Here is a 25,507-nt window from a genome sequence, read left to right on the forward strand (position 1 = left end):
TCAGGCTACCTCCACTGCTGGAATGAGACGCTCCCTGAATTTTCTCATATTGCTCAGCTCATACTGTACAACTTGATACTCACCACTTCCGGGCTCATACAATTCGAGATCACGCTCGTTATCCTCGATAGCTTCGTCGAGTTTTTCCTTCTCGATAATGCCATCAGCGCAACTTAGACAGCTCACAGCCGCACCGAGTAGGAAGTGCTCACATTTGCCAGTTCGTGTGCATGCACCTAGCAAGGTCGGACGGTATGAGATCTTGCCATCGGCAGCCTGCCTCTCCGTTTCCTTTCGCATGTCAACTATATGCACATCACCGCTTTCTAATTTGCCACGTTGATTTGAAATATAGCTACCAACTCCACCAAACAGAGGAGCGTCATCTCCAAATGCATGTGCCAAAAGATCATATGCGATGTTCATTGGCACACCGGTCTGCACCTCAAAGAGAACGTGAGTCTTAGGAAGTACGTACTCACCCTTCTTCTCGTCATAGTATCCAAATATCGTTTTGAGAAGCTCAAAGTTATTGGCATAGTAACGTGTCATCTGAGTACACAAATGCTTGAACTGCTTCCTAAGGCTAGGCATGGATATGAAACCACTGCTGCTGCCATAGAATGCCAGTGACCTACGAAACTGATGGCTAGTGAAATTCCATGGGCTCCCTACCTGGAAAAATTTCTCATTTGAAAAATCACGACTGGGGTCGGTGAGCTGCAACTCTTCTAAATCAGATGGAGTTATAATAAACCCTTCCAGCAGGAAGTCCGGCTTCGAAACATCATTCCAAAACGGTACGCCGATTTCAGTTTGAGCACGATTAATGATGGCCGGATTTAAGAATAGCGGCATTGCTTTAGGGTCAACACCGTACAACTTGGAAATACCACGACATATGGCACGGGCCACCTCTACCGCGCGAACAGCTTCATCAGTGGCTAACCAAGATACTGTTTTACGATACCCGGTAAACTTAGTAGTGGTAGACAAAACCTTGACTATGATGGGCTTATCCCGTGCCAAGCCACCCTCATCGAGCGTAGCTGACACCACTTCGTCTTGATCGATACAATCGTAAGGCAATCGCAACACCTCCTGGTCTCTCATGCCTGTATACAAATGAATAACCGTCTTAGCTACCCACTGCATCTTCAAAACAGTTGATGACAAAACGCCTCTTCCTGAGCATGAGAAATCACCACTGAACAGAGACTCTATCTTATGAATCTTCAAAGTTTCTTCGAAGACTGGCTCATAAGATTTAGGGGCTTTGTTTCCATTGACCTTTTTTTGGTGATAATGAGTATACCCGTAACGAGGATTATCGAACTCGCCCAAGTACTGCTCAAGCGGCTCGCGATGATCATAAAGAACATCAAGAGACAGACCAAGTGCATTGATTACAGCAAGATAGATTTTGGTCGGAATCACAGGGTGCTGTTTAGCGTCTTCATCAATATCGAAATCGATATCAAATACCCCCTGTAACTTATAGCCAAGCCGATCCTCGCCCACGCTCACCAGATGGCCGAGAAGGGCTCGCATCAGCTTGCGCTGCGTGCTTCCAACCTCATTAACCTTCATCCAGCGAGCGTATGCCGTCAAGTAGGCAGGCGTGGTAAGAAGCTCTTGTAGGGAAATCACTCCCGCCAGTTCACCAGCACCCTTCTCATAGCAAAATCGCGCAGCGGTACGCAGTGTTAGAAAATACTGTGACAGCATACTTACGCTCATCCGACCAATATGGCCAGTGCTGACAAAAAAAAGCAAACAAAAAAGAATCCACTTGATCTCCTCGGTCAGTGAGTTTTGAGCTGTGCCACTTGTGCCAAACACGCCATCAAAGCGAATGGCCCAGATTTTGTTAGCTCTAAGCCGCATTGGATTGAAGTCCCAATAAGGCTTACCAAAGACAGCTGTCGGGTTTCCCTCAAGATCCCTACAAAGAACAAAGTCCGCCGAAGGCCTCCAGCTTTTGCCATGCGATTGCTGAATAACTTCTGCAACCTGTAACCCCTGATTCAATTCATCAAAAAAGTTTTTCATCAGATGTAGATCCCCATTTTCTCATAGCGTTGTAAGCGGCGCTCCCAGAAAGGAGTGAGGATACCCAGTTCAAAAACCTTCTTATTCATAACCCCTATCAAATCAGACGCACTCTTGGATCTTTTTGAAATCCCCTCCAAAATAAAACTAATACGGACGATTACGCCTTTTAAAACTTCTTCGGAGAATTCAAAATTCGGAGCATTTTCCCTAATGGCTTCGACTACATATTTGAAGCTCATCAGCTTATGGATATCAGCCTCATCAGAGTGCACCAAGTAATGTATACAGTACAAACATCCATACTGGCTATTGCAATCAGGTTCAATAGTAACCACGGGAATTTCTGCCACTGGATCATTCAAACCGTCACAGTGGCCTGCAGCAATAGGTATCCCTCCCACTTGGCTTTCAGAACTAAAGCGCTTGGCTGCTTCCAGCATTGAGGCCCAGAACCCTCCAAACTCTTCCTTCTGCTGTTTATCAGTTACTCCACTGTAAAACTGCGCATTCGTGCGCTCAGTATGGTTAAGCACTGCACTCACCAGCATTGGCGAATGACGCAGATGGTGCAGAGTCAAACTCTTAAACTTGCGGACAAGCCTAGGTGGAATATTCTTCGAACTATTACTAACAAAAACCCCTTGCAATTTGTTATAAAATTTCGTGGAGAAATTATTTTCGAGACTAGGGAAATCAGTGGACGGCAGCCCTCGACCATCAACTACATGAAAGAAAAGCAGTTCTGATGAGCGGCCGTTCAGGATCCAGCTACGAAACTCAAGATATTCGCGCAGAAGCTTCATGCCAGGCCCTCTGCCTATAGAGTAGTTAACTACTAACCCCTTCGCTCTCAATTTCACTGCTGACAGCTCTTTTTTCAAAGGAGAACGGACAACTTCAAGGGCGTCTTCGTAAAGAAACTGTATAACCTCACCGGAGTTGGCTCCGACCACTAAGTTTATAAGACACGCGTAAGCCTTCATGGCGAGGCCTGCCAGCCTTACCCTAAATTGATGATGGGAATCCGCATTTGCATCATCAATCACACGCTGAGCTCGCTTAAGAGTTTCGCGCAGGTCAGCTAGTCTAGCCTCAGGTTTAGCTATACTTAGCTCTTCGATAGTAAGGAGGCGGCCCTCTCGGTAATCGTACGCAGAATAACCATGTTCACCCTCTGTCAATGGAGTAATGAATTTACCGGTACCTGGAAAAAAATACGTATGATATTCGTTGGTATCGAATCTTAGAGGGAAGGCTTGAAAACCCACCAAGAACCTTGATACAGATAGCGCAATATTTAGTGTGATGTCTATGTATAGCTTTACGTCGTCTTCATCAGGCGGTTCCAGACCTTCACGACGATTTTTTATTGGTGGAGCACTTGCGATTATGTACCCATAGTCTTCCGGAAATTGCAACGCCAGAACTCTACGAAGAATAGTTTGACGGGCTTGGCAACTTAGTGGCTTCGCTTGGCCACTGGCGATTTCCTGATACAGATAGCTGGTGAACGCCATATATGCACGCTGAGCGCCTTCAGGCGTACACATTACATCACGGTAACCATACCCATCGCACCAATTTATTGCGTACTCAAAATTCTTTACGTCAGTCTCAATGCTATTCCCTTTAGTGCCTGACGACCACATTTTGTCAAGCCAGGCGATGACCATCTTCCGTCGACTAGGAATCAGCGAGCTCTCATCCACCCAATATCCAGCTCCCCGTATTTTTTCACGCACAGAATATACGAACACGCCGATATCTAAGGCCGAAACTCGATTTGACAGTGAAAGAGCTAAACTCTCAGGATGGAGAATCTCATGTTCTTGACCAACATAGGACAAATCAATAGCGTGGATTTTACGAGGCACACGATTAGCCGACATCAACATTATCCAAAATCAAGTCACTGTAACCAGACATTTTGAAAAGCACATTCTCGTAGCTTTCTTGAGCACTGATCTTCTCGGACGTCATCAAGAACAATTTAAGATAGTTCTCCGTCGTCTCACGCCTTTCATGATGAAGCCGAGCTTGAATAATTGTGATTTCTTCTCCGGGCTGAAGTGTACCGTCAGCTATCCGGGGAACTAGTCGTTGATAAATCTGATATGCATACGTCGCACGAAGCCAATGGTATGTAAATTCCGTGGAAAGCTCTTTATTCGCTTTTCTTAAAAGTTTTTTCTTCAATGTGTTCGCAACAGCACCTACTGGTCGTGACTTCGCGTACATGTACCTCGGATCCGTCGACGCCATGTAATAACAATTACACTGCTCAGACAAGAAAACATACATATCCTTATCATCAATTTTTTCAAGCCCTGGATGGTTTAGGGTAAACTCAGATTGGAATTTTTCACGCCTTTTTATAGCAAAGGGGCTTCGCAAATACGTCAGCAAGTCCTGAGCCAATTGCTGAGGGACATATAGGTTTTGAGCCTTACTAAATTTAGTGTCGATCCCAGTACCAGGGCCAGCCTTCAAAAGATAGGAGCCATCTGGCTGTAGCAACCCATTCGCTAGCGCTTCAACATGCCTCACTCTCAGCGTCAGCACGGTTTGTTTGCGCGCGCCTGTCATAAGCGCGAACAAGACGATCAGTCGCTCTTGAGCTGTCCAAGCGTCGCCTTCAATTACTTTCACAACATGCGCTAGCTCAACATTCGTTAAAGGCCGTAGAAGCTCACCTTCATCATTAACAAATCCAGCTGGCGTAGGGGCTTTCGGCGCTAATGCTCTGGTTTGGCTACGTTTTTCTACAGTTACCTTCTTTTGGAACCCGTGAGCCCCTTCAATATAGATACTTATTTGCTTAACTGTATCAACACGTTCTATATCTAGATCATGCCAAAATCTAGACACATACTTGTAGAACTGATAAACCACACCCGTATATTGATTGGCAACCGCCGCACCGCGATTTGGATTATCGAGCAGATATCTGTGGTATTTGTATGTTGGTCGCTGCGGAAGGCGTCGCCCAGAAAAGTCCAGCCAGTCGATACCATGGCTTTCACAAAACATCAAATAATCGAGAAGGCGACTTGCCTTTCTTCTCGCATCATCTGTTGGGCGATTCTGTGCATGCTTGTTCTGAATCAAACTAAGCAGGAAAGAATTTGCCTCTATCCACGGAGTGCCATCTTTATGAAAGATAAACGGCAGATTATATACAGCCCTAGTGAGCGCATCAGGAAGCGCCGCCTCATTTACTTGATAAGCAATGATACTTTCACTAATGCCATTAATAGTTACTGGCATTGAATTAGAAGGTTCATTACTAACGTGCAGTTCAGCAAAAACTTCGCTGACTTCGGGGATTATTACAATGCGGCCTTTGTGTGCCGGATTTTCAAACGCTGCCACCAAACCGCCCCACCCATTCTTCGAGTGTCAAGCCTGAATGTTATGCGTAAGAAAAACAAGATATCAGTCAATGTCAGAATGTTTCACGATAAACACTTTCATTTAACGAGACATGATAGCTTGGGATAGCGCCCCTTCAAGTCCTTCTTCACTTCGGCATAGGTCGTGCGCCAGAAGTTGGCCAGGTCCTGAGTCACCTGCACTGGCCGCCGCGCGGGTGACAACAGGTGCAGTTTCACCTGCTGGCGCCCCTGGGCAATACGCGGGGTATCAGCCAAGCCGAATAGCTCCTGCAAGCGCACGGCAAGAATCGGCGGGGTTTCGCTGTAGTCCAGGCGGATGTTCGAGCCGGACGGGACTGCCAGATGCGCTGGTGCCCATTCGTCCAGCCGCTGTGGCAATGGCCAGGGCAGCAGATTGCGCAGGATTGATGACAGGTCCAGGGCGGCGAAATGGCTCAGGCGCGAAACCTTGCCCAGGTAGGGCTGCAGCCAGTTTTCCAGGGTCGCCAGCAGTGTCTCGTCACCCAGATCGGGCCATTCGCTTTGCCGCTCCTTGTCCAGATCCAGCTGGCGCAAAAGCGCCACCCGCGCCTGCCATTGGCGCAGCTCCGGAGTCCAGGTCAGCAGGTTCAGGCCCTTGCGCCGCACCAAGCCAAGCAGCGCCTTGGCCCGGGCTTCATCATCCAGCTTGGGTAACGGTTCGCGGCCCAGCACCAGCTCGCCGACCTTGGTCTGGCGTTCGGCACGCAGCGCCTGCTCGCGCTCGTCCCAGTCGAGGATGTCGATGCGCTCGACCTGCTCGGCCAGCACATCGTCAAGCAGCGCCGGGTCGAACTCGGCCGCCAGGTAGATGCGCTCATCCCGCTGGCCCTGGCGGCTACCGAGGTCGGCGATCACCAGCCACGGGCATTTCATCAACGCGTCAACCTCGGCGAACAAGGCGGCACGGCCATTGGCCAAGCGATATTCAGCGCCACCCTCGCGACGCTGCTGGGCAACCCGGTCGGGATAGGCCAGCGCCAGCAAGGCGCCAAGCCAGCGCGGATGATCGGGGTCGGCAACCGCCGCTGCGGCCTTGCCGCGCAACAGGCCACGGTATTGCCGAGCAAGTTGCCGTGCACGCTGCACGCCACCCTGACCACCCCGATTGGCCTTGCTTTCGCCGCTGACCAGCGCCAGGCGACTGTGCAGGTCGGCGCCGCCACCGCGCTGGATATCGCGCTCGCCCAGCAAGGCGGCGACATCGCAGGCCATCGTTGCCAGGCCAAGGTCCTGACCACGCAACAGCAGGTGAGCGATACGTGGGTGAGCCGGCAGCTCGGCCATGGCCTGGCCGTGGTCGCTGAGGTTGTCGCGGCTGCCCGGCTTGAACGCGCCCAGCCGCGCCAGCAGGTCCTGGGCCTGGGAGAAGGCGGCTGCCGGCGGCTGGTCTAGCCAGCGCAACTGGTCAGGGGTAACACCCCAGCGAGCAAGCTGCAGGGCCAGGCCTGCGAGGTCGGCCTGGAGGATCTCGGCGCTGCCGTGGGCGGCCAGTTGGTCATGCTGGGCTTCGGACCACAGGCGGTAGCACACCCCGGGCTCCAGGCGCCCTGCCCGGCCGGCGCGCTGGGTGGCACTTGCGCGGGAGATTCGCTGGGTGTCCAGGCGGGTCATACCGCTACCCGGATCGAAACGCGGTACGCGCGCCAGGCCGGCATCGATGACCACGCGAACACCGTCGATGGTCAGGCTGGTTTCGGCAATGTTGGTGGCCAGCACCACCTTGCGCAAGCCCTCGGCCGGCGGGTCGATGGCGGCGCGCTGGGCATTGAGGTCCAGTTCGCCGTGCAGCGGGCACAGCAGCACATCCGGCCGCTCACCCAAAGCGTCCTGCAGACTTTGATGCACACGGCGGATCTCGGCCTGGCCAGGCAGGAACACCAGCACACTGCCGGGTTGTTCGGCCAATGCCAGCAGCACGTTGTCCACAACCCGCGGCTCGATGAACTCGCCCGGCTGGAACGGACGACCCCAGCGGATATCCACCGGGTGCATGCGGCCTTCGCTGCTCACCACCGGTGCGTCGCCCAGCAAGCGCGACAGGCGCTCGCCTTCCAGCGTCGCCGACATCAGCAGGATTTTCAGCGCAGGGTCGTCACGCAACAGCTCGCGGGCATTGAGGCTCAGCGCCAGGGCCAGGTCGGCATCCAGGCTGCGTTCGTGAAATTCATCGAAAATCAGCAGCCCTACGCCGTCGAGTGCCGGGTCGGCCTGCAAACGGCGGGTGAGGATACCTTCGGTGACCACCTCGATGCGTGTGTTCGGCCCGACCTTGCTGTCCAGGCGGATACGGTAGCCGACGGTTTCACCGACCTTTTCACCGAGTTCGCTGGCCAGGCGCTCGGCCGCCGCCCTCGCAGCCAGCCGGCGCGGTTCGAGCATGAGGATGGTCTGCCCGGCCAGCCACGGCTCGTTGAGCAGCGCCAGCGGCACGCGGGTGGTCTTGCCCGCACCGGGGGGCGCTTCGAGCACGGCTTCGTCGCGGTTTTCCAAGGCTTCGCGCAAGGCGGGCAAGACAGCATCGATCGGTAAAGAAATCATGGTGGTCCTCGAACAGTCTGGCGAGTATAACGGCGAACCCAGCCTGCTCTATCATGGTCTTAGCTTCAGGTGCTGGCGCTTCGCTTGCCCTGCTGAATACTTTTCGGAGATTTACATGCGCATCCCATCCCGCGTCATTGGTGGCGCCCTGATCGTCACCCTGCTGACCCAGCTGACGGCCTGCGGCACCATCTTCTATCCCGAACGCCGTGGCCAGATTGGCGGCAAGATCGACCCCGTGGTTGCCGCGATGGACGCCATCGGCATCCTGTTCTATGTGATCCCGGGCCTGATCGCCTTTGGCATCGACTTCGCCACGGGCGCCATCTATTACAAGGGCGGGCACACGGCCCAGGTCGACCCGGCAAAACTGCGTGACGCCGTAAGCCCCGATGGCAAGGTCGACAACCTCAAGCTGCAGGCCATTCTGGAAAGCGAACTGGGCCAGCGCCTGCCGCTGGATGACCCACGGCTGATCCAGCACCGCGGCAGCGTCGAGCAGCTGGCGGCCTTGGGTCTGGTACCTGCAGCCTGATCTTCACAAGGACATGACCCTGGGCATGATTACCCCGACCGAACACCAGCGCCTGCTGCGCCTGGCCACCCGCGCATCGCTGGCGGTGGCCAGCATTCTGGTCATAAGCAAGGCCGTCGCCTGGTGGCTGAGTGGCTCGGTCAGCCTGCTGGCCGGGCTGACCGACTCGGCACTGGATGCCGTTGCCTCGTTCCTCAACCTGCTCGCCGTGCATTACGCCCTGCGCCCGGCCGATGACGACCATCGTTTCGGCCACGGCAAGGCCGAGGCCCTGGCGGGCATGGCCCAGGCTCTGTTCATCGGGGTCAGCGCGGTGTTGATCGGGGTGCAGGCTGTCGAGCGACTGAAAGCGCCCGAACCGCTGGGCGACACAGCAATCGGCATCGCTGTGATGCTGCTATCGCTGGCGCTTACCGTGGCCTTGCTGGCATTGCAGCGCAAGGTCATTCGCCTGACCGGTTCCACTGCGGTGCGCGCCGACTCGCTGCATTACCGCTCCGACCTGCTGCTTAACGGCAGCATCCTGCTCGCCCTGCTGCTGGCGCGCTTCGGCTGGCCGCAGCTGGATGCGCTGTTCGGTCTCGGCATCGCGTTCTACATCCTCTGGAGTGCCCTGCAGATCGCCCGCGAAAGCACGGCGACCCTGATGGACAAGGAATTGCCCGGCGACATTGGCGAAGGGATGGTCGAGCTGGTCCTGGGCATTCCCGGCGTGCAAGGCGTACATGACCTGCGTACGCGGGTGTCGGGCAACCAGTGGTTCGTGCAACTGCACCTTGAGCTGCCGGGGCAGCTGCCACTGATTGAAGCCCACGACCTGTGCGTGCAGGCTTCGGCAGTCATCCGCCAGCGTTATCCACGGGCGGATGTGATGGTGCATGCCGATCCGGTGTAAATCAGTTGACGCTATAGCCTCGGCCACTGAAGCAGGCACTCAGCGCCCGTCGGTAATTGCTCGCCACTTCGACAGGTGGCGCATAGGGTGCCGTTGCCGGGTCAAAGCCTGACTGGCTCACAGCCCAGCGGTGGCACTGGTAGCGGTCCTGGTCCTGCTGCTCCTGCCCTTGCCCATACATCGGGTAGGCAATCACGTCGTAGCTGTTGCTGGCCGGGGCTGCCGCCGGCAACGGGGCCGGGGCCATGGCGGGCGGGTTGACCACGACATACTCCTGGCTGTCGGCCAGGTACTGGTAATAGGTGTCGGCCACCAGGAAAAACAGTGCGCCGCCCAGCCAGACTTCCCGCGCATAGGAAGGCAGGTAGTTGACCCGCACGCCGTAAGGCGGGGTCACCACCACATAGCTGCCACCCTGCGGGCGGTACCAGTAGCCACCGGAGTAGAAGTAGTCATTGCCGCGGTACGGCACCTTCCAGTAGCGGTCCGGGAAGTGATCGATGGTGTGCCCTGGGCGATACTGCGGCCCGGGGCCCCAGCCATTGCCGTGGCCATCCGGGCGCCCCTGCCAGTCGCCGCCGGGCCGTTGCCCCGGGCCGCCAGCTTGCCAATGACGGTTGTCGCCGTTATGTCGGGGGATATCCTGGTAATAGCCCTGCCGCGCGGGCTGGGTCTGCTGCACTTCGCCACGCGAGTTGAGCGGGCGGCCAGGGCCACCCTCGTTGCCATGCCCTTCGCCATGCCCCTCATCCGGCCCTTCGGCCATGGCCCCGAGGCTGATGCTCAAACCCAGCAAACCAACACCTGCCAACTGCCAGATGCGCGACTTCATGTTGTTCCTCACGGTAAAGAAAACGGCATGCTGCCAGTCTACCGCGCTGGTACCACGGACAGATGAAATCGCGGACATGAAAAAAGGGAGGCCATTGGCCTCCCTTTGAGAATTGTCGTCCGTGCTCGGCACTTGTGGCGCCGGCTCACCTCACAGCGTCTTCTGGAAGCTGTGTAGCCCGGGGGCCTGCAGATCCTGTTGGATGGCTGGCCGCGACCGCCCGCCTAGGGCGCGTCGCCGTGGACTGATGTCCGGGCAGTGATTCTGTAGGTAACGATACGGGATTGGCTGCGGCAGAGGATTGCGAAGATTGCTCAGATAAATAGCACTTGCGCAATTTTTAACCCTGGATCGATAATTCACCGCAATCCGAACAGAAAAGGCCTTTTCCATGAGCAAACTTGACCGCTACGACCTGAGCATCCTCGCCGAATTGCAGCGCGACGCGCGCATCTCCAATCAGGAGCTGGCCGAGCGCATCGGCCTGTCGCCATCGCCGTGCTCGCGTCGGGTCAAGCAACTGGAAGACGACGGCTATATCTCACGCCAGGTCGCCCTTCTCGATCGCAAGAAGCTCGGCCTGAGCCTGACCGCCTACGTGCTGATCGGCATGGACCGGCACACGCCGGAGCGCTTCGAAACCTTCGAAGCCGCCATCCGCAATCTGCCGCAGGTGCTCGAATGCAGCCTGGTCACCGGTATGGATGCCGACTACCAGCTCAAGGTGGTGGTGCCGGACATGGACCACTATCAGAAACTGCTGCTGGGCAGCCTGACCCGTATCGAAGGCGTGACCAGCGTGCGTTCGAGCTTCGTGCTCAATCAGGTACTGGCAAGCACCGAGCTGCCATTGACCCACCTGCGCTAAACGCCCGCTCGCCCGCGTATAATCGCAAGCTCAGCCTGCCTGGAGAACACAGATGGATCCCGCCGTATTCGAAGAGTGGATGATGATCGTGCTGGTCACCGTACTGATCGGTTTCATGGGCTTCATTGTCTGGGACCTGGCGAAAAAGTCCAAGGCGGGGCGCTTTGGCACGCTGATCCTGTTCTTCGTGCTCGGCCTGGGAGTGCTGGCGTTTATCATCAAGAGCGTGGTGGTGGCGTTTCTCGAAGGGGTCTAGGCCGTTAACGTGTGAGCTTCGGGGCCACTTCGCGCCAACACCCCTGCTCCAGCCCATCCAGCGCCCATTCACCAATCCGCACCCGCACCAGGCGCAAGGTCGGCAAGCCCACTGCAGCAGTCATCCGCCGCACCTGGCGATTACGCCCCTCGCGAATCACCAGCTCCAGCCAACTGGTCGGCACGCTCTTGCGAAAACGTACCGGCGGATTGCGCGGCCATAGCTCGGGCTCGTCGAGGCGCCGGGCTTCAGCAGGCAACGTAGGCCCGTCATTGAGCTCCACACCATCGCGCAATCGCTGGATCTGTTCGTCGCTCGGTTCGCCTTCCACCTGCACCCAGTAGGTCTTGGGCAATTTGTGCTTCGGATCGGCAATACGCGCCTGCAGCCCGCCATCGTTGGTCAGCAGCAACAAGCCTTCACTGTCTCGGTCGAGCCGCCCGGCCGGGTAGATGCCCGGGATGTCGATGAAATCCTTGAGCGTCGCGCGCCCTTCTCCGTCGCTGAACTGGGTCAGCACGTCGAATGGCTTGTTGAACAGGATCAGGCGTGGCTCGGCCGGTGGCGCCTTGGGCTGGCGACGGGGGCCGACTGGCCGCGCCTGGGGGCGGCGCGGCTTGGAACGGGGTGGCAGTGGCATGGATCCTCAGCGGAACGGCGGCTCATCGAAGCTGCGCAGTTTACGCGAGTGCAACGAATTGAGCTCGGTGCGCAGCAGGTCGAGGGCGGCGATGCCGATTTTCAAGTGCTGGCTGACCGCACGGTTGTAGAAGGCATTAGCCGAACCCGGCAGCTTGATTTCACTGTGCAGCGGCTTGTCGGAAACACACAGCAAGGTGCCGTATGGCACCCGCAGGCGATAACCCTGGGCAGCGATGGTGCCGCTTTCCATGTCCACCGCCACGGCACGCGACAGGTTGATCAACGGTCGTTCCTGGGCCCAGCGCAGCTCCCAGTTACGGTCATCGTAGGTGAGCACGGTGCCGGTGCGCAGGCGCTTCTTCAGTTCTTCGCCACGCTCGCCGGTAACCTGTGCCGCAGCCTCCTGCAGCGCCAGCTGCACTTCGGCCAGGGCCGGAATCGGAATGTTCGGCGGCACCACACGGTCGAGAATGCCATCGCGGCGCATGTAGGCGTGGGCCAAGACATAGTCGCCGATGGTCTGCGACTGACGCAGGCCACCACAGTGGCCGATCATCAGCCAGCAGTGCGGGCGCAGCACCGCCAGGTGGTCGGTAATGTTCTTGGCATTGGACGGGCCGACGCCGATATTGACCAGGGTCACGCCATCACCGTCGCCAGCGATCAGGTGGTAGGCCGGCATCTGATAGCGGTGCCAGACCACGCTGGCCACCAAGGCCTGGGTTTCGCCGTGGTCCATGCCCTTTTCGATCACCACGTTACCCGGTAGCACCATGCGCACGAAGCGCGGGTCTTCGCGTAGCTGCTCGAGGCCGTGGCTGATGAACTGGTCGACATAACGGTGGTAGTTGGTCAGCAGGATCCACGGCTGTACGTGGCGCCAGTCGCTGCCGGTGTAATGCACCAGGCGGCGCAGCGAGAAGTCCACGCGGGCGGCATCGAACAGCGCCAGTGGCAGGGTTTCGGCATTGCCCCAGTCGCACAGCCCATCGGCGATGTTGTCGGTAGCTGCGGACAGGTCGGTGCTGGGGAACACCCGCGCCAGTTCGGCGGCGGTGATGCCACTGCCGGCCAGCTCATCACCCTGGTCGACCACATAGGGGTACGGGATGTTCTGCTCGCTGACGCCGACTTCCACGGTCACCGTGTAGTCATGCATCAACGGGCGCAGCTGCTCCAGCAGGTAACCCCGGAATGCCGCAGGCTGGGTAACGGTGACGCTGTAGGTGCCCGCCACCTGGACCTTGGCATAGGCACGCGTGGTGGCGGCCACTTCACCGTGGCTGTAATAGGTCAGGCGCAGTGCCGGGTAGCGGTACAAGGCGCGCTCGTCGGCACCCGGCTCGGTACGGTCCTTCAGGTAACGCTTGAGGGCCTGGCTCAGAGCCCCGGTGGCCTGTTCATGCAAGGCCGCCAGACGGTCGACGGCCTGTTCGGGGGTATCAACGACTACAAAAGCTTGGCTCACACTGGGCTTCCTGTCTGGAAATGCATGTCAGCCATCTTGCCTGCCTTTGTTGCTAAATACATCCCCGGTGGTCAGCCGTCATATTCAACTTGGCCAGGCCGGTGTCGCCCGCGCCACCAGTGCCCCGACATCGATGCCACGCGGCAAGGCGCCATACACCCGCCCGCCACCGGTCAGCCGACTCCCGATAAAGGCATCGCTGACCACGGCATTGCCTGCTTCCAGCAACAGCTTGGCCTGCAGTGCCAAGGCAATGTCCTCGGTCAACTGACGTGCCCGGTACTGGATATCGCTGGTATCGGCGAAGGCCCCCTTGAGGTTGCCGATATGCGTGGCCAGACGCGGGTCGCCGTGCCCGTCGCCCAGCTCGGCGAACAGCGCATCGAGCACCCCGGGTTCCTTGGACAACGTCCGCAACACGTCCAGGCACTGCACGTTGCCGGAACCTTCCCAGGTCGAGTTGACCGGCGCTTCGCGATAAAGCCGTGGCAGGATGCTATCTTCGACATAACCGGCACCGCCCAGGCACTCGGCGGCCTCGTTGATCATGGCCGGTGCCCGCTTGCAGATCCAGTACTTGCCCACCGCCGTGACCAGCCGCGCGAAGTGCGCCTGCTGCGGATCGTCGAGCTGCTCCAGGGCTTGCCCCATTCGCAGGCTCAGGGCCAGAGCGGCCTCGCTTTCCAGGGCCAGGTCGGCCAGCACGTTCTGCATCAGGGGTTGTTCGCTCAGCACCCGGCCGCCGACCTTGCGATGGGCGCAATGGTGTGCCGCCTGGGTCAGCGCCTGGCGCATCAACGCACTGGAGCCGACCATGCAGTCGAAGCGGGTCATGGCAACCATCTCGATGATGGTCGGCACGCCACGCCCCTCCTCTCCCACCATCCACGCCAGGGCACCGCGAAACTCGACTTCGCTGGAGGCGTTGGAGCTGTTGCCCAGCTTGTTCTTCAGGCGCTGGATGTAGAACTGGTTGCGGCTGTCATCAGGCCGATGGCGCGGCAGCAGGAAACAGCTCAGGCCCTTGTCGGTTTGCGCCAGGGTCAGGAAGGCGTCGCTCATCGGTGCCGAGCAGAACCACTTGTGCCCGACCAGTTCGTAGGCCTGCCCCGGGCCGGGGCTGCCGACCGGATAAGCGCGGGTGGTATTGGCGCGCACGTCGGTGCCACCCTGTTTCTCGGTCATGGCCATGCCAAGGGTCACACCGGCCTTGTGGCGGTCACCGACATTGCGCGGGTCGTATTCGCGGGCGAGGATCTTCGGTAGCCAGTATTCGGCCAGCTCGGGCTGCAAGCGCAAAGCCGGCACGGCTGCAAAGGTCATGGTGAGCGGGCAGCCGCTACCGGCCTCGGCCTGGCTGTGCAGGTAGGTCATCGACGCCCGCGCCACATGGGCGCCGGGGCGAGGTTCGGCCCAAGGCAAGGATGGCAGGCCGTGTTCGACGGCGGTGCGCATCAGCTCGTGATAAGCGGGGTGGAACTCGACCAGGTCGATGCGATGGCCGTAGCGGTCATGGCTGCTGAATTCCGGCTTGTGCGCATTGGCCAGGAAGCCTGCGGCCATCAACGGCCCGCCGGCCAAGGCACCATAGGCGTCGATCCGCGCTTCGGCCCAACCGGCCCCGAAACGCCGCGACCACTCCTGCAGCGGCAGGTCGAGGCGGTACAGGTTGGCACCGTCGAGTGACGGCGGTTGGTTGGTGACTTCGTGGGTTTCAGCGTACTGGTGCAGGTTCATTGGGAGCTCCTGGATCCGGGCATGCCTGAAAGGCCCAGTGAAGCACTCCCTGCGGGTCAGTCAAAGTGACAATAATGACTAAACATGTGGCCAGCAGCCCTGGAAAAGCCCCCTGAATCAGAATCGAGTAGCACCCGACACAACTCTGCCCGGCGGGATCTGCACCTGTGCAATCGCCACATTCAAAGTCAGCTCGAAGCGGCTCCCCAACCCACGCGTCGACTCATGGGACAGCTTGGCGTCGAGCAGTTCGGCCAACTGCCGACAGATCGACAAGCCAATACCGAGCCCGCCGTAGCGCCGGGTCATCGAACCATCCACCTGGAAGAACCGCTGATAGAGAATCGCTTGGTCCAGGTCATCGAAACCGATGCCACTGTCACTGATGGTGAAGGTCAACGCCAGGCTGTCCGGGCCAAGGCGACGGCCACGGACCTGCACCATCACTCCACCGTGATGCGTGAACTTCAGGCCGTTGTCCACCAGGCAGCCCAGGCAGCGGGCGACTTTTTGCGCATCGCCCAGCAACTCGTCGGGCAGCTCGGCGGGGATATCCAGGCTCAGGTACAAACCCTTGCCCAGGGCTGTTCCGGCATAGCCGGCACGCAGGTCCTGCAGCGTGCGCCGCAGGCTGAACGGCAGCGCCTGCGGGCGCATGCGGCCGGCCTGCAGCTCGGTCAAGGTGAGAATGTCGTCAACCATGCCCATCATGTCCTGGGCCGAGCCGACTGCGGTGCGATGGTACTGGGCCATCTCGGCGGTCATGGGCAGTGTGTGCATCAATTCCAGCGAGCCGATCACGCCATTCATCGGTGTGCGCAGTTCGTGGGTAACGGTGGCGAGGAACTCGTCCTTCAGATGATTGCTCCTGGCCAGTTGCTGGTTCATCTGCTCCAACGCCTCGCCGGTATCACGCAGGGTCTGCGCCTGCTGCTCGCGCATGCTGTTGATGCGGTCGGCCAGCGCCAGCGACAGTAATGCCACCTCCAGCGCCGAGCCCAGCTGGCTGGAATACATGGTGATGAACAGGTTGGGCAGGTAACCCAGCACCATCAGAGTATTGACCAGCCCGCCAAGCAGGAATGCCGTCCAGGCGATGATGAACCAACGCGCCACACGCAGGCCACGTACCCAGGCATACAACCCTGCGGCAAAGATACCCACAGTGAACAGCAGGGCCAGCACCGTGGCCATGCGCAAGGCTATTCCGTAGCGCATGCTCACCGACAACACCATCACCAGCACGCCACCGAGCATCAACAGCTGCAGCAGCCGGTCGAAGCTGCGGCTGATTTTGCCCAACTGCAGGAAGTGGCGCGCGAACTGGCAACCGAACAGGCCCGTAGCGCCGATGAACAGCGGCGTCGCGGCGTTGGCCCACCACGGGCTGTCAGGCCAGAAGTAGGCAACTCCTGCGCCGTTGACCGACACCTGATAAAAGCCGAACGAGGCAATGTAGAGGATGTAGTAGAGGTAACTGGCGTCTCGCACGCTGAGGGAGATGAACAGGTTGTACACCGCCATCACCAGCAGCACGCCATAGATCATGCCCAGCACATAGAGGCGGGTCGGCTGGTCTTCCATGTAGGCTTCGGCTGACCACAGCGCTAGCGGTGCCTGTACCGAACCCTGACTGTGCAGGCGCAGGTAGGCGGTGATCGACTGTCCGGGCTGCAGCGGCAATTCGAACAGGTAATTGTTCTGGCGTATCTGCCGGCTGTCGTAGGGCAAGGCGTCGCCGGTACGCTGGGCCAGGCGGAACGTGCCATCGCTGCCCGGCAGGTACAGCTCGATATGGTCCATGGGAGGGTAAGCCAGCTCCAGCAACCACTGGCGCGGCTGCGCATCGGCAGAGGCCACATAGTGCAGGTCGACCTTGAGCCAGAACACCGAAGTCGAGTAACCGGCGTTCAGCACGTCCTGGTGATGCGTGCGGAAACGGCTGGCAAAGATCGGCGCGCTGACCTGGGCAATGCTTGCGCTACCATCACGGTCCTCATAGACCTGCATGATTTTGCCCAATGGAAGGTGCCGGGTCGCCTCGTCGAATTCGACGGCTCCGGCCAGCACGGGCAGCAAGCCCAGAAGCACAATCAGCAAATAGCGCATACAGCCCCAGCATGGCTTGTCCGGTCGCGTCGCGATGGCCTCCGATCCTTTTGAGACGACGAAATCCGGCAGAGCCCGTTTGTCGAGTTATCCGAGCACTCTAGCATAGCTTTCAACGCTGTCGACGGGCTACTGTGATTTTCAAAGAAAAGGCTCTAGAACAATGCTTTCAAAGAAAATTAACAAAATAATCTGACCGCTCGATCAACAAATCTCGTTTGTAGGACGATCCGCACAAATGGGTTTGGTGGTAAGCTCGCCGACCATGAATACCTACAGCTCCCGCCCCGTTGTCCTCTGTCTCTCCGGCCACGACCCAAGTGGCGGCGCCGGCTTGCAGGCAGATATCGAAGCCCTGATCGCCCAAGGCTGTCACGCCGCTCCTGCCGTGACCGCCCTGACCGTGCAGGATACCGTCAACGTTTCCGACTTCCGCGTGCTCGACCGCGAGTGGGTCCTGGCCCAGGCCAATGCCGTGCTGGCCGACTCCACGGTCGCCGCCGTCAAGCTGGGCATGCTCGGCTCGATCGACATGGTTGACACCGTCGCCGAACTGCTCAGTGCCCACCCGCACCTGCCGCTGGTCTGCGACCCGGTGCTGCGTGCCGGTGGCGGTGGCCGCCTGGGCAAGGACGAAGTCGGCTATGCCTTGCGCGAACGCCTGCTGCCGCTGGCGACCATCGCCACGCCGAACCTGCCAGAGGCGCGCATTCTGGCCGAACTGCCTGAAGGCACCGCCGACGAGTGTGCCGAAAAACTGTTGCCGTACTGTAAACACCTGTTGATTACCGGTGGTCACGGCGACGAGGATGAAATCCACAATCGCCTGTACAGCCGCGACGGCCAGAGCCACACCTGGACCTGCCAGCGTCTGCCGGGCAGCTACCACGGCTCGGGCTGCACCCTTGCCAGCGCCCTGGCAGGTCGGCTGGCCCTTGGCGAGCAACTGCAAAGCGCGGTGAAAAGCGCCCTGGACTACACCTGGCGCACCCTGCGCGATGCCGAACAGCTGGGCAAGGGCCAGTACGTTCCGCGCCGCCTGCCCCTGGATTTCTGCTCCTGATACGAGGCTTTAAATGAAGCTACGCGGCCTGTACGCAATCACCGATAGCCAGCTGCTCGCCGGCCGTTTCCTGTCTCACGTCGAAGCCGCGCTGGAAGGCGGTGTGTGCCTGCTGCAGTACCGTGACAAGAGCGACGATGCCGCCCGGCGCCTGCGCGAGGCCGAAGCGTTGATGAAGCTTTGCGAGCGCTACGACACCCAGCTGATCATCAACGACGACGCCGAACTGGCCGCGCGCCTGGGCGTCGGTGTGCACCTGGGCCAGACCGACGGCCCGCTGACACCGGCTCGCGCGCTGCTCGGCCGCCAGGCGATCATCGGCTCCACCTGCCACGCCAGCCTCGAGCTGGCCGCCCAGGCTGCCAGCGAAGGCGCCAGCTACGTGGCCTTCGGCCGCTTTTTCAATTCCGTCACCAAGCCCGGTGCGCCGGCTGCCAACGTCGATCTGCTGGAACAGGCCCGCGCCCAGGTGAAACTGCCGATCGCCGTGATCGGTGGCATCACCCTCGACAACGCCGCCCCGCTGATCGCCCATGGCGCCGATCTGCTGGCGGTGATCCACGGCCTGTTTGGTGCCGACAGCGCGCAAGAAGTCACCCGCCGCGCCCGCGCCTTCAACGCCCTGTTCGCTTCCTGATTTCGAGAGAAGATCCCATGTCCCGTTCCGAAGCCCTGTTCGCCCAAGCCCAGAAGCACATCCCTGGCGGCGTCAACTCGCCGGTCCGCGCTTTCAAGAGCGTCGGCGGCACCCCACTGTTCTTCAAGCATGCCGAAGGCGCCTACGTCGTCGACGAAGATGACAAGCGCTACGTCGACTACGTCGGCTCGTGGGGCCCGATGATTCTCGGCCACGGCCACCCGGACGTGCTCGATGCGGTACGCCGCCAGCTGGAGCACGGCCTGTCCTACGGCGCACCGACTGCGATGGAAACCGAGATGGCCGACCTGGTCTGCTCGCTGGTGCCGTCGATGGAAATGGTACGCATGGTCAGCTCCGGCACCGAAGCGACCATGAGCGCCATCCGCCTGGCCCGCGGCTACACCGGCCGTGACGCCATCATCAAGTTCGAAGGCTGCTACCACGGCCACTCCGACAGCCTGCTGGTCAAGGCCGGTTCCGGCCTGCTGACCCAAGGCGTGCCCAGTTCGGCAGGCGTACCGGCGGACTTCGCCAAGCACACCCTGACCCTGCCGTTCAACGACATCGCTGCGGTCGAGAAGACCCTCGCCGAAGTCGGTCAGACCGTGGCCTGCATCATCGTCGAGCCGGTGGCCGGCAACATGAACTGCGTACCGCCGGCGCCAGGCTTCCTCGAAGGCCTGCGCGAGCAGTGCGACAAGCACGGTGTGGTACTGATCTTCGACGAAGTGATGACCGGTTTCCGCGTCTCGCTCGGCGGCGCCCAGGGTTACTACGGCATCAAGCCAGACCTGTCGACCTTCGGCAAGATCGTCGGCGGTGGCATGCCGGTCGGCTGCTTCGGTGGCAAACGCGAAATCATGGGCTGCATCGCCCCGTTGGGCCCGGTCTACCAGGCCGGCACCTTGTCGGGCAACCCGCTGGCCATGGCCGCCGGCCTGACCACCCTGAAGCTGATCAGCCGCCCAGGCTTCCATGACGAACTGACCGCCTTCACCAGCCGCATGCTCGATGGCCTGCAGCAACGTGCCGATGCTGCGGGTGTGCCGTTCGTCACCACTCAGGCAGGTGCCATGTTCGGCCTGTACTTCAGCGGTGCCGACGATATCGTCACCTTCGACGACGTGATGGCCAGCGATGCCGAACGCTTCAAGCGCTTCTTCCACCTGATGCTCGACGGTGGCGTGTACCTGGCGCCGAGTGCGTTCGAGGCCGGCTTCACTTCGATCGCCCACGGTGAGAAAGAGCTGCAGATCACCCTGGATGCGGCTGAGCGGGCGTTCGCTGCACTGAAGTAATGTGGCAACTGTGCCGGCCTCTTCGCGGCTTAAGCCGCTCCACAGAGACCGGCACAGGCAATAAAAGCCCCTGCACAATCAGTTATCTTCCCCACCCGGACAGTTTTTCGCGTAAAACTTTGTAAGGTTGGCGCTGCTTATCCCATAATGTGCCACCAGAGACATTGGCCGCAGCTTTGCAGAGGTAAGTCGATCCCCATGAACCGCACCGGCCGCGCCCTGACCTTGGGCTGCCTGTTGCTTCTTCAGCCCCTGCTGGCTATGGCGGAGGGCGGTAACTCGTTGCTGATTCCGGCAACGGGGCGCTGCACGCTCAATGTTCAGCCAGAAGACCTGCAGAACGCGCTGAAAGCTTGCGAGGAGACAGCGGCGACCGGGGACGCCCAGGCACAGTTCGAGCTGGGCGAGTACTACTACACACTAACGCCGAAAAACCTGAAAAAGGCCCTGGACTGGTTCGAAAAGGCCTCGCTGCAAGGCCACGCCGAAGCCCAGTACCGCCTTGGCGCCATGTTCTTCCATGGCGAAGGGGTCAAGGCCAACAACGTGCAGGCCTATATCCTGCTGAAGATGGCCGCGGTCAACGGCGCCGAGGATGCGCTGGACATGGCCGACGAAGTGACCGAGCAAATGCCGCGCGACGAACTGGAGCACGCCACCCAGGTGCTCGGCCAGATCTTCCGCAAATACCTGCTGGAACTGCAAAACGCCGAAGGGCGCACGCCGTTCTCACCACTTCCCTGATTCTTACTTCTCCGGCATCGGCATGGGGAACGGCATCACATTGCCACTGGCCTTGGCCTCGCTGATCTTGGCCGTGCCCAGGCGCTCCACCTCATCGATGCGCACGATCGAATGCATTGGCACAAAACTGCGGATCACCCCTTCGAACTGATTTTTCAGCTTCTCTTCGCTCGGGTCGACCACCACCTGGGTGCGTTCGCCAAAAACGAACTCTTCGATTTCCAGAAAACCCCACAGGTCGCTCTGGTAGATCTGCTTGGCATACATCTCGAAGACCTGCCCCTGGTTGAGGAAGATCACTTTATAGATGGCGGGTTCGCGTTTGCTCATGTTCGGCGGGATAACACATGCGTAAGAAAAGGCGCGCATCATAGCAGAGCAGGCCCTGGCCTGCGCAGGTACACGGCCTGTAGCAACCCTTGATCGTTTCAGTGCTTTCGCCACTGCCCTTCAAGGGTTATTCTTGAGTTCACATTCATTGCCGTCGAGCGGCTAAAAACGACCTTGAACGCACCCATACAACCCCATCGTTTCATCCTCGAACCTTTCGAGGCCCACCGTTTCGCCAACTTGTGCGGCCAGTTCGACGAGCACCTGCGCCTGATCGAACAACGCCTGGCTATCGAAATCCGCAACCGCGGCAACCAATTCGAGCTGATCGGCGAACCCAAGACCACTTCCGCTGCCGAACAACTGCTGCGCCGCCTCTATCGCGAGGCCAAGGCCACAGACCTGTCGCCGGAAACCGTGCACCTGTACCTCCAGGAGTCGACGGTGGAGAACATCGACAACCCGGCGGTCAACGAGGTCAGCGTCTCGCTGCGCACGCGCAAGGGCAATATCCGCCCCCGCGGCGTCAACCAGCAGCGCTACGTCAAGGAAATCCTCGGCAACGACATCAACTTCGGCATCGGCCCGGCCGGTACAGGCAAGACTTACCTTGCCGTGGCCTGCGCCGTCGATGCCCTGGAGCGTGAGCAGGTGCGCCGCATCCTGCTGGTGCGCCCGGCGGTCGAGGCAGGCGAAAAGCTCGGCTTCCTGCCTGGCGACCTGGCCCAGAAGATCGACCCGTACCTGCGCCCTCTGTACGACGCGTTGTACGAAATGCTCGGCTTCGAGCACGTGGCCAAGCTGATCGAGCGCCAGGTGATCGAGATCGCCCCGCTGGCTTACATGCGCGGCCGCACCCTGAACAACAGCTTCATCATCCTCGACGAGAGCCAGAACACCACGCTCGAGCAGATGAAGATGTTCCTCACCCGTATCGGCTTCGGTTCGACCGCGGTGATCACCGGTGACATCACCCAGGTCGACCTGCCCCGTGGCACCAAGTCGGGCCTGGCCCATGTTATCGAAGTGCTCAGGGACGTACCGGGGATCAGCTTCACCCATTTCCAACCCAAAGATGTGGTTCGTCACCCACTGGTGCAGCGTATCGTCGAGGCCTACGACCGCTTCGAAGCGCGCCAGGCCAAGCCCGAGGTCCCCGGCAAAGATGCTTGAACTTGACCTGCAACGGGCCACGGATGCTGCCGCCCCGGATGACGCCGCCTTCCGTAGCTGGTGCGAGCTGGCCCTGCGTCAGCGTACCGCCGACTCGGAAATGACCATTCGTCTGGTCGACGAAGCCGAAGGCCGCGAACTCAACCACACCTACCGGCACAAGGACTACGCGACCAATGTGCTGTCGTTCCCGGCCGACGTGCCCGATGAGCTGCTCGACATCCCACTGCTGGGGGACCTGGTGATCTGCGTGCCGGTGGTCGAGCGCGAGGCGGCCGAACAGGGCAAGTCACTGGAAGCGCACTGGGCTCACCTGGTCATCCACGGTTGCCTGCACTTGCTCGGCTACGACCACATCGAAGACGATGAGGCCGAGGAAATGGAAGCACTGGAACGGGAATTGCTGGCAGAACTGGGTCACCCTGACCCGTACGCCGACGATGAAAACGAACCTCTCACACACTGATACACCAAGGATCACGAGAACCGCCATGAGCGAAGATCGATCGAGCAACGGGCAAAAGTCCTGGCTGGGTAAACTGACCCAGGCTTTTGCCCATGAGCCGAAAAACCGCCAGGAGCTCCTTGAGCTGCTGCGCGAAGCCCATCAGAACAAGCTGCTCGACAGCGAAGCGCTGACCATCGTCGAAGGCGCCATCCAGGTCGCCGACCTGCAGGTTCGCGACATCATGGTTCCGCGTTCGCAGATGATCAGCATCAAGGCGACCCAATCGCCGCGCGAGTTCCTCCCGGCCGTCATCGACGCCGCCCACTCGCGCTACCCGGTGATCGGCGAAAGCCATGACGATGTGCTCGGGATCCTGCTGGCCAAGGACCTGCTGCCGCTGATCCTCAAGGAGAACGGCGACAGCTTCAACATCAAGGACCTGCTGCGCCCGGCCACCTTCGTGCCGGAGTCCAAGCGCCTGAACGTGCTGCTGCGGGAGTTCCGCGCCAACCACAACCACATGGCCATCGTCATCGACGAATACGGCGGCGTGGCGGGCCTGGTGACCATCGAGGACGTACTGGAACAGATCGTCGGTGACATCGAGGACGAGCACGACGTCGAGGAAGACAGCTACATCAAGCCGCTGCCCAGCGGCGATTTCCTGGTCAAGGCACTGACCCCGATCGACAACTTCAACGATTTCTTCGACAGCGAGTTCTCGGATGACGAGTTCGACACCGTCGGCGGCCTGGTGATGAGCGCCTTCGGCCACCTGCCCAAGCGCAACGAGACCACCGAGATCGGCGCCTACAAGTTCCGTATTCTCAATGCCGACAGCCGGCGGATACACTTGCTGCGCCTGACCCCGATCACCCGCTAAGGACAAACATGCGTTGGATCACCCGCCCCGGCTGGCCCGGTAACCTGCTGGCCCTGGCGGCCGGCGCATCGACCCTCCTGGCCCTGGCGCCGTTCGACATCTGGCCGCTGGCCCTGCTGTCCATCGCCCTGCTCTACCTTGGCCTGCGCGAGCTCAGCCCGCGCCAGGCCATGTGGCGTGGCTGGTGGTTCGGCTTTGGCCTCTACGGCGCAGGCACCTGGTGGATCTACGTCAGCATGAACACCTACGGCGGCGCCTCGCCGCTGCTGGCGATCGTGTTGCTGCTGGCGTTCTTCGCCGCCCTCGCCTGGTTCTTCGCCTTGCCCACCTGGTTGTGGGCGCGCTGGTTCAGGCGTAATGAGGCGCCCCTGGCCGACGCCCTGTGCTTCGCCGCCCTGTGGCTGTTGCAGGAGGCCTTCCGTGGTTGGTTCCTTACCGGCTTCCCTTGGCTGTATGCCGGTTACAGCCAGCTCGATGGCCCGCTGGCGGGCCTTGCGCCGCTGGGTGGCGTGTGGCTGATTTCCTTCGCCCTGGCACTGAGCGCCGCGCTGCTGTGCAACCTGCACCGCTTGCGCGAGCGCCCGTCGTTCCTGGCCATCGGTGCAGTACTGCTGCTGGCACCGTGGGTGATCGGCATGGCCCTCAAGGGCCACGCCTGGACCAAGCCAGCCGGAGACCCTCTCAAGGTTGCCGCCCTGCAGGGCAACGTCGAGCAAGACCTGAAATGGGACCCGGCGCACATCGACGCGCAGCTGGCGCTGTACCGCGACATGAGCTTCAGCTCCAAGCCGGTTGACCTCCTGGTGTGGCCGGAAACCGCTGTGCCGGTGCTCAAGGACCAGGCCCAGGGGTACATCGATGTGATGGGCCGCTTTGCCGCCGACCGGCATTCAGCGCTGATCACCGGCGTGCCGGTGCGTGAAGTGGTGCATCACCAGCGCCGCTTCTACAACGGCGTCACTGTTACCGGCGAAGGCGACGGTACCTACCTCAAGCAGAAACTGGTGCCGTTTGGCGAATATGTCCCCTTGCAGGACCTGCTTCGCGGCGCGATCGAGTTCTTCAACCTGCCGATGTCTGACTTTGCCCGCGGCCCGGCGGACCAGACACTGCTGCAGGCCAAGGGCTACCAGATTGCGCCGTTCATCTGCTATGAGGTGGTCTACCCCGAGTTCGCCGCAGGCCTGGCAGCACGCAGCGACCTGCTGCTGACCATCAGCAACGACACCTGGTTCGGCACCTCGATCGGCCCGCTGCAGCACCTGCAGATGGCACAGATGCGTGCATTGGAGGCCGGCCGCTGGATGATCCGCGCCACCAACAATGGCGTGACTGCACTGATCGACCCGTTTGGCAAGATCACCGCAGAAGTGCCGCAATTCCAGCGGGCTGTGCTGTATGGCGAAGTGGTGCCGATGCAGCAGCTGACGCCTTACCTGCAGTGGCGATCCTGGCCGCTGGCCATTCTGTGTGTGCTGTTGCTGGGTTGGGCGCTGCTGGCCGGGCGTATCGCCAAGACAGTTTGAGGCTTCCTGCACTGGCCTCTTCGCGGGACAAGCCCGCTCCTACACGGCAAC

General features: G+C 59.8%; 22 protein-coding genes. 12 read left to right on the forward strand and 10 right to left on the reverse strand.

The genetic code is table 11. The annotated features are described in order from the left end of the window. From ACOKS3_RS25925 to hrpB, 4 genes are all read right to left on the reverse strand, one after another. Positions 1-2,052 (reverse strand): integrase, encoded by a 2,052-nt coding sequence (locus ACOKS3_RS25925; RefSeq protein WP_028698521.1) that lies wholly within the window; start codon positions 2,050-2,052, stop codon positions 1-3. Beyond that, positions 2,052-3,944, reverse strand: a complete 1,893-nt coding sequence (locus ACOKS3_RS25930; protein WP_028698520.1) for a hypothetical protein — start codon at positions 3,942-3,944, stop codon at positions 2,052-2,054. Before ACOKS3_RS25930 ends, ACOKS3_RS25925 begins: the two co-directional genes overlap by 1 nt. Then, entirely contained in the window at positions 3,934-5,427 is a 1,494-nt protein-coding gene (locus ACOKS3_RS25935; RefSeq protein ID WP_028698519.1) for a site-specific integrase, read from the reverse strand. The genes ACOKS3_RS25930 and ACOKS3_RS25935 overlap by 11 nt, the downstream gene beginning before the upstream one ends. Before the next feature lie 98 nt (positions 5,428-5,525). Continuing rightward, positions 5,526-8,009: an ATP-dependent helicase HrpB gene (gene hrpB, locus ACOKS3_RS25940; protein ID WP_422763637.1), complete on the reverse strand. Its 2,484-nt coding sequence runs from the start codon at positions 8,007-8,009 to the stop codon at positions 5,526-5,528. Between the two features lie 115 nt (positions 8,010-8,124). Here hrpB and ACOKS3_RS25945 point away from each other — a divergent pair, with 115 nt between their 5' ends. Both ACOKS3_RS25945 and ACOKS3_RS25950 read left to right on the forward strand, forming a co-directional pair. Continuing rightward, positions 8,125-8,544, forward strand: a complete 420-nt coding sequence (locus tag ACOKS3_RS25945; protein ID WP_060509604.1) for a hypothetical protein — start codon at positions 8,125-8,127, stop codon at positions 8,542-8,544. Positions 8,545-8,569: 25 nt separating this feature from the next. Next, positions 8,570-9,439 carry a cation diffusion facilitator family transporter gene (locus tag ACOKS3_RS25950; RefSeq protein WP_422763636.1) on the forward strand — a complete coding sequence of 290 codons (870 nt, stop codon included), beginning with the start codon at positions 8,570-8,572 and terminating at the stop codon, positions 9,437-9,439. Between the two features lies 1 nt (position 9,440). On the opposite strand, the gene ACOKS3_RS25955 is transcribed toward ACOKS3_RS25950, so the two are convergent. After that, positions 9,441-10,271 carry a DUF6515 family protein gene (locus ACOKS3_RS25955; RefSeq protein ID WP_103448856.1) on the reverse strand — a complete coding sequence of 277 codons (831 nt, stop codon included), beginning with the start codon at positions 10,269-10,271 and terminating at the stop codon, positions 9,441-9,443. A 391-nt stretch (positions 10,272-10,662) separates the two neighbouring features. Between ACOKS3_RS25955 and ACOKS3_RS25960 the strand changes: the two genes are divergently transcribed. After that, positions 10,663-11,139 (forward strand): Lrp/AsnC family transcriptional regulator, encoded by a 477-nt coding sequence (locus ACOKS3_RS25960; protein ID WP_003249795.1) that lies wholly within the window; start codon positions 10,663-10,665, stop codon positions 11,137-11,139. Positions 11,140-11,191: 52 nt separating this feature from the next. After that, positions 11,192-11,395 (forward strand): DUF2788 domain-containing protein, encoded by a 204-nt coding sequence (locus ACOKS3_RS25965; RefSeq protein ID WP_103448855.1) that lies wholly within the window; start codon positions 11,192-11,194, stop codon positions 11,393-11,395. A 4-nt stretch (positions 11,396-11,399) separates the two neighbouring features. Here the strand turns inward: ACOKS3_RS25965 and ACOKS3_RS25970 are convergent, their stop codons facing one another. The 4 genes from ACOKS3_RS25970 to ACOKS3_RS25985 all read right to left on the reverse strand — a co-directional run bounded on the left by ACOKS3_RS25970 (position 11,400) and on the right by ACOKS3_RS25985 (position 17,351). Next, positions 11,400-12,035 carry a pseudouridine synthase gene (locus ACOKS3_RS25970; RefSeq protein ID WP_103448854.1) on the reverse strand — a complete coding sequence of 212 codons (636 nt, stop codon included), beginning with the start codon at positions 12,033-12,035 and terminating at the stop codon, positions 11,400-11,402. A 6-nt stretch (positions 12,036-12,041) separates the two neighbouring features. Then, entirely contained in the window at positions 12,042-13,505 is a 1,464-nt protein-coding gene (amn, locus tag ACOKS3_RS25975; RefSeq protein WP_103448853.1) for an AMP nucleosidase, read from the reverse strand. Positions 13,506-13,589: 84 nt separating this feature from the next. Further along, complete coding sequence (locus ACOKS3_RS25980) at positions 13,590-15,242, reverse strand: acyl-CoA dehydrogenase family protein (protein ID WP_422763635.1); 1,653 nt, start codon at positions 15,240-15,242, stop codon at positions 13,590-13,592. A 117-nt stretch (positions 15,243-15,359) separates the two neighbouring features. After that, on the reverse strand, positions 15,360-17,351 hold the full coding sequence (locus ACOKS3_RS25985; protein WP_422763634.1) for a sensor histidine kinase: 1,992 nt from the start codon (positions 17,349-17,351) through the stop codon (positions 15,360-15,362). 265 nt (positions 17,352-17,616) lie between these two features. On the opposite strand from ACOKS3_RS25985, the gene ACOKS3_RS25990 reads away from it, so the two are divergent. From ACOKS3_RS25990 to ACOKS3_RS26005, 4 genes are all read left to right on the forward strand, one after another. Further along, positions 17,617-18,414 (forward strand): hydroxymethylpyrimidine/phosphomethylpyrimidine kinase, encoded by a 798-nt coding sequence (locus ACOKS3_RS25990; protein ID WP_103449865.1) that lies wholly within the window; start codon positions 17,617-17,619, stop codon positions 18,412-18,414. A gap of 13 nt (positions 18,415-18,427) precedes the next feature. Continuing rightward, positions 18,428-19,051: a thiamine phosphate synthase gene (thiE, locus tag ACOKS3_RS25995; protein WP_422763633.1), complete on the forward strand. Its 624-nt coding sequence runs from the start codon at positions 18,428-18,430 to the stop codon at positions 19,049-19,051. 17 nt (positions 19,052-19,068) lie between these two features. Next, positions 19,069-20,352, forward strand: coding sequence for a glutamate-1-semialdehyde 2,1-aminomutase (gene hemL / locus ACOKS3_RS26000; RefSeq protein WP_103448849.1), 1,284 nt, complete (start codon positions 19,069-19,071; stop codon positions 20,350-20,352). Positions 20,353-20,550: 198 nt separating this feature from the next. Beyond that, the gene (locus ACOKS3_RS26005; protein ID WP_103448848.1) at positions 20,551-21,096 is read left to right on the forward strand and encodes a tetratricopeptide repeat protein; all 546 of its coding nucleotides are present in this window, start codon (positions 20,551-20,553) and stop codon (positions 21,094-21,096) included. A 3-nt stretch (positions 21,097-21,099) separates the two neighbouring features. Here the strand turns inward: ACOKS3_RS26005 and ACOKS3_RS26010 are convergent, their stop codons facing one another. Beyond that, the gene (locus ACOKS3_RS26010; protein ID WP_103448847.1) at positions 21,100-21,426 is read right to left on the reverse strand and encodes a DUF1820 family protein; all 327 of its coding nucleotides are present in this window, start codon (positions 21,424-21,426) and stop codon (positions 21,100-21,102) included. Positions 21,427-21,600: 174 nt separating this feature from the next. Between ACOKS3_RS26010 and ACOKS3_RS26015 the strand changes: the two genes are divergently transcribed. Genes ACOKS3_RS26015 through lnt form a run of 4 tightly spaced genes read left to right on the forward strand, consistent with a single transcriptional unit; the run spans position 21,601 to position 25,456 of the window. Next, complete coding sequence (locus tag ACOKS3_RS26015) at positions 21,601-22,599, forward strand: PhoH family protein (RefSeq protein ID WP_103448846.1); 999 nt, start codon at positions 21,601-21,603, stop codon at positions 22,597-22,599. Next, positions 22,592-23,065, forward strand: a complete 474-nt coding sequence (gene ybeY / locus ACOKS3_RS26020) for an rRNA maturation RNase YbeY (protein ID WP_103448845.1) — start codon at positions 22,592-22,594, stop codon at positions 23,063-23,065. Before ACOKS3_RS26015 ends, ybeY begins: the two co-directional genes overlap by 8 nt. Positions 23,066-23,090: 25 nt before the next feature. Then, positions 23,091-23,930 carry an HlyC/CorC family transporter gene (locus ACOKS3_RS26025; RefSeq protein ID WP_103448844.1) on the forward strand — a complete coding sequence of 280 codons (840 nt, stop codon included), beginning with the start codon at positions 23,091-23,093 and terminating at the stop codon, positions 23,928-23,930. Between the two features lie 8 nt (positions 23,931-23,938). After that, on the forward strand, positions 23,939-25,456 hold the full coding sequence (gene lnt / locus ACOKS3_RS26030) for an apolipoprotein N-acyltransferase (protein WP_103448843.1): 1,518 nt from the start codon (positions 23,939-23,941) through the stop codon (positions 25,454-25,456). The last annotated feature ends 51 nt before the right edge of the window (positions 25,457-25,507 follow it).

The organism is Pseudomonas sp. HS6-2 (genome assembly GCF_049325675.2).
In the GTDB taxonomy this organism is placed as follows: Bacteria; Pseudomonadota; Gammaproteobacteria; order Pseudomonadales; family Pseudomonadaceae; genus Aquipseudomonas; species Aquipseudomonas putida_N.

Coding starts and splice junctions, on each gene's coding strand:
- ACOKS3_RS25925 (WP_028698521.1), bottom strand. CDS start 2,052: ATGAAAAACTTTTTTGATGAATTGAATCAGGGGTTACAGGTTGCAGAA.
- ACOKS3_RS25930 (WP_028698520.1), bottom strand. CDS start 3,944: ATGTCGGCTAATCGTGTGCCTCGTAAAATCCACGCTATTGATTTGTCC.
- hrpB (WP_422763637.1), bottom strand. CDS start 8,009: ATGATTTCTTTACCGATCGATGCTGTCTTGCCCGCCTTGCGCGAAGCC.
- ACOKS3_RS25945 (WP_060509604.1), top strand. CDS start 8,125: ATGCGCATCCCATCCCGCGTCATTGGTGGCGCCCTGATCGTCACCCTG.
- ACOKS3_RS25950 (WP_422763636.1), top strand. CDS start 8,570: ATGATTACCCCGACCGAACACCAGCGCCTGCTGCGCCTGGCCACCCGC.
- ACOKS3_RS25955 (WP_103448856.1), bottom strand. CDS start 10,271: ATGAAGTCGCGCATCTGGCAGTTGGCAGGTGTTGGTTTGCTGGGTTTG.
- ACOKS3_RS25960 (WP_003249795.1), top strand. CDS start 10,663: ATGAGCAAACTTGACCGCTACGACCTGAGCATCCTCGCCGAATTGCAG.
- ACOKS3_RS25965 (WP_103448855.1), top strand. CDS start 11,192: ATGGATCCCGCCGTATTCGAAGAGTGGATGATGATCGTGCTGGTCACC.
- ACOKS3_RS25970 (WP_103448854.1), bottom strand. CDS start 12,035: ATGCCACTGCCACCCCGTTCCAAGCCGCGCCGCCCCCAGGCGCGGCCA.
- ACOKS3_RS25980 (WP_422763635.1), bottom strand. CDS start 15,242: ATGAACCTGCACCAGTACGCTGAAACCCACGAAGTCACCAACCAACCG.
- ACOKS3_RS25985 (WP_422763634.1), bottom strand. CDS start 17,351: ATGCGCTATTTGCTGATTGTGCTTCTGGGCTTGCTGCCCGTGCTGGCC.
- ACOKS3_RS25990 (WP_103449865.1), top strand. CDS start 17,617: ATGAATACCTACAGCTCCCGCCCCGTTGTCCTCTGTCTCTCCGGCCAC.
- thiE (WP_422763633.1), top strand. CDS start 18,428: ATGAAGCTACGCGGCCTGTACGCAATCACCGATAGCCAGCTGCTCGCC.
- hemL (WP_103448849.1), top strand. CDS start 19,069: ATGTCCCGTTCCGAAGCCCTGTTCGCCCAAGCCCAGAAGCACATCCCT.
- ACOKS3_RS26005 (WP_103448848.1), top strand. CDS start 20,551: ATGAACCGCACCGGCCGCGCCCTGACCTTGGGCTGCCTGTTGCTTCTT.
- ACOKS3_RS26010 (WP_103448847.1), bottom strand. CDS start 21,426: ATGAGCAAACGCGAACCCGCCATCTATAAAGTGATCTTCCTCAACCAG.
- ybeY (WP_103448845.1), top strand. CDS start 22,592: ATGCTTGAACTTGACCTGCAACGGGCCACGGATGCTGCCGCCCCGGAT.
- ACOKS3_RS26025 (WP_103448844.1), top strand. CDS start 23,091: ATGAGCGAAGATCGATCGAGCAACGGGCAAAAGTCCTGGCTGGGTAAA.
- lnt (WP_103448843.1), top strand. CDS start 23,939: ATGCGTTGGATCACCCGCCCCGGCTGGCCCGGTAACCTGCTGGCCCTG.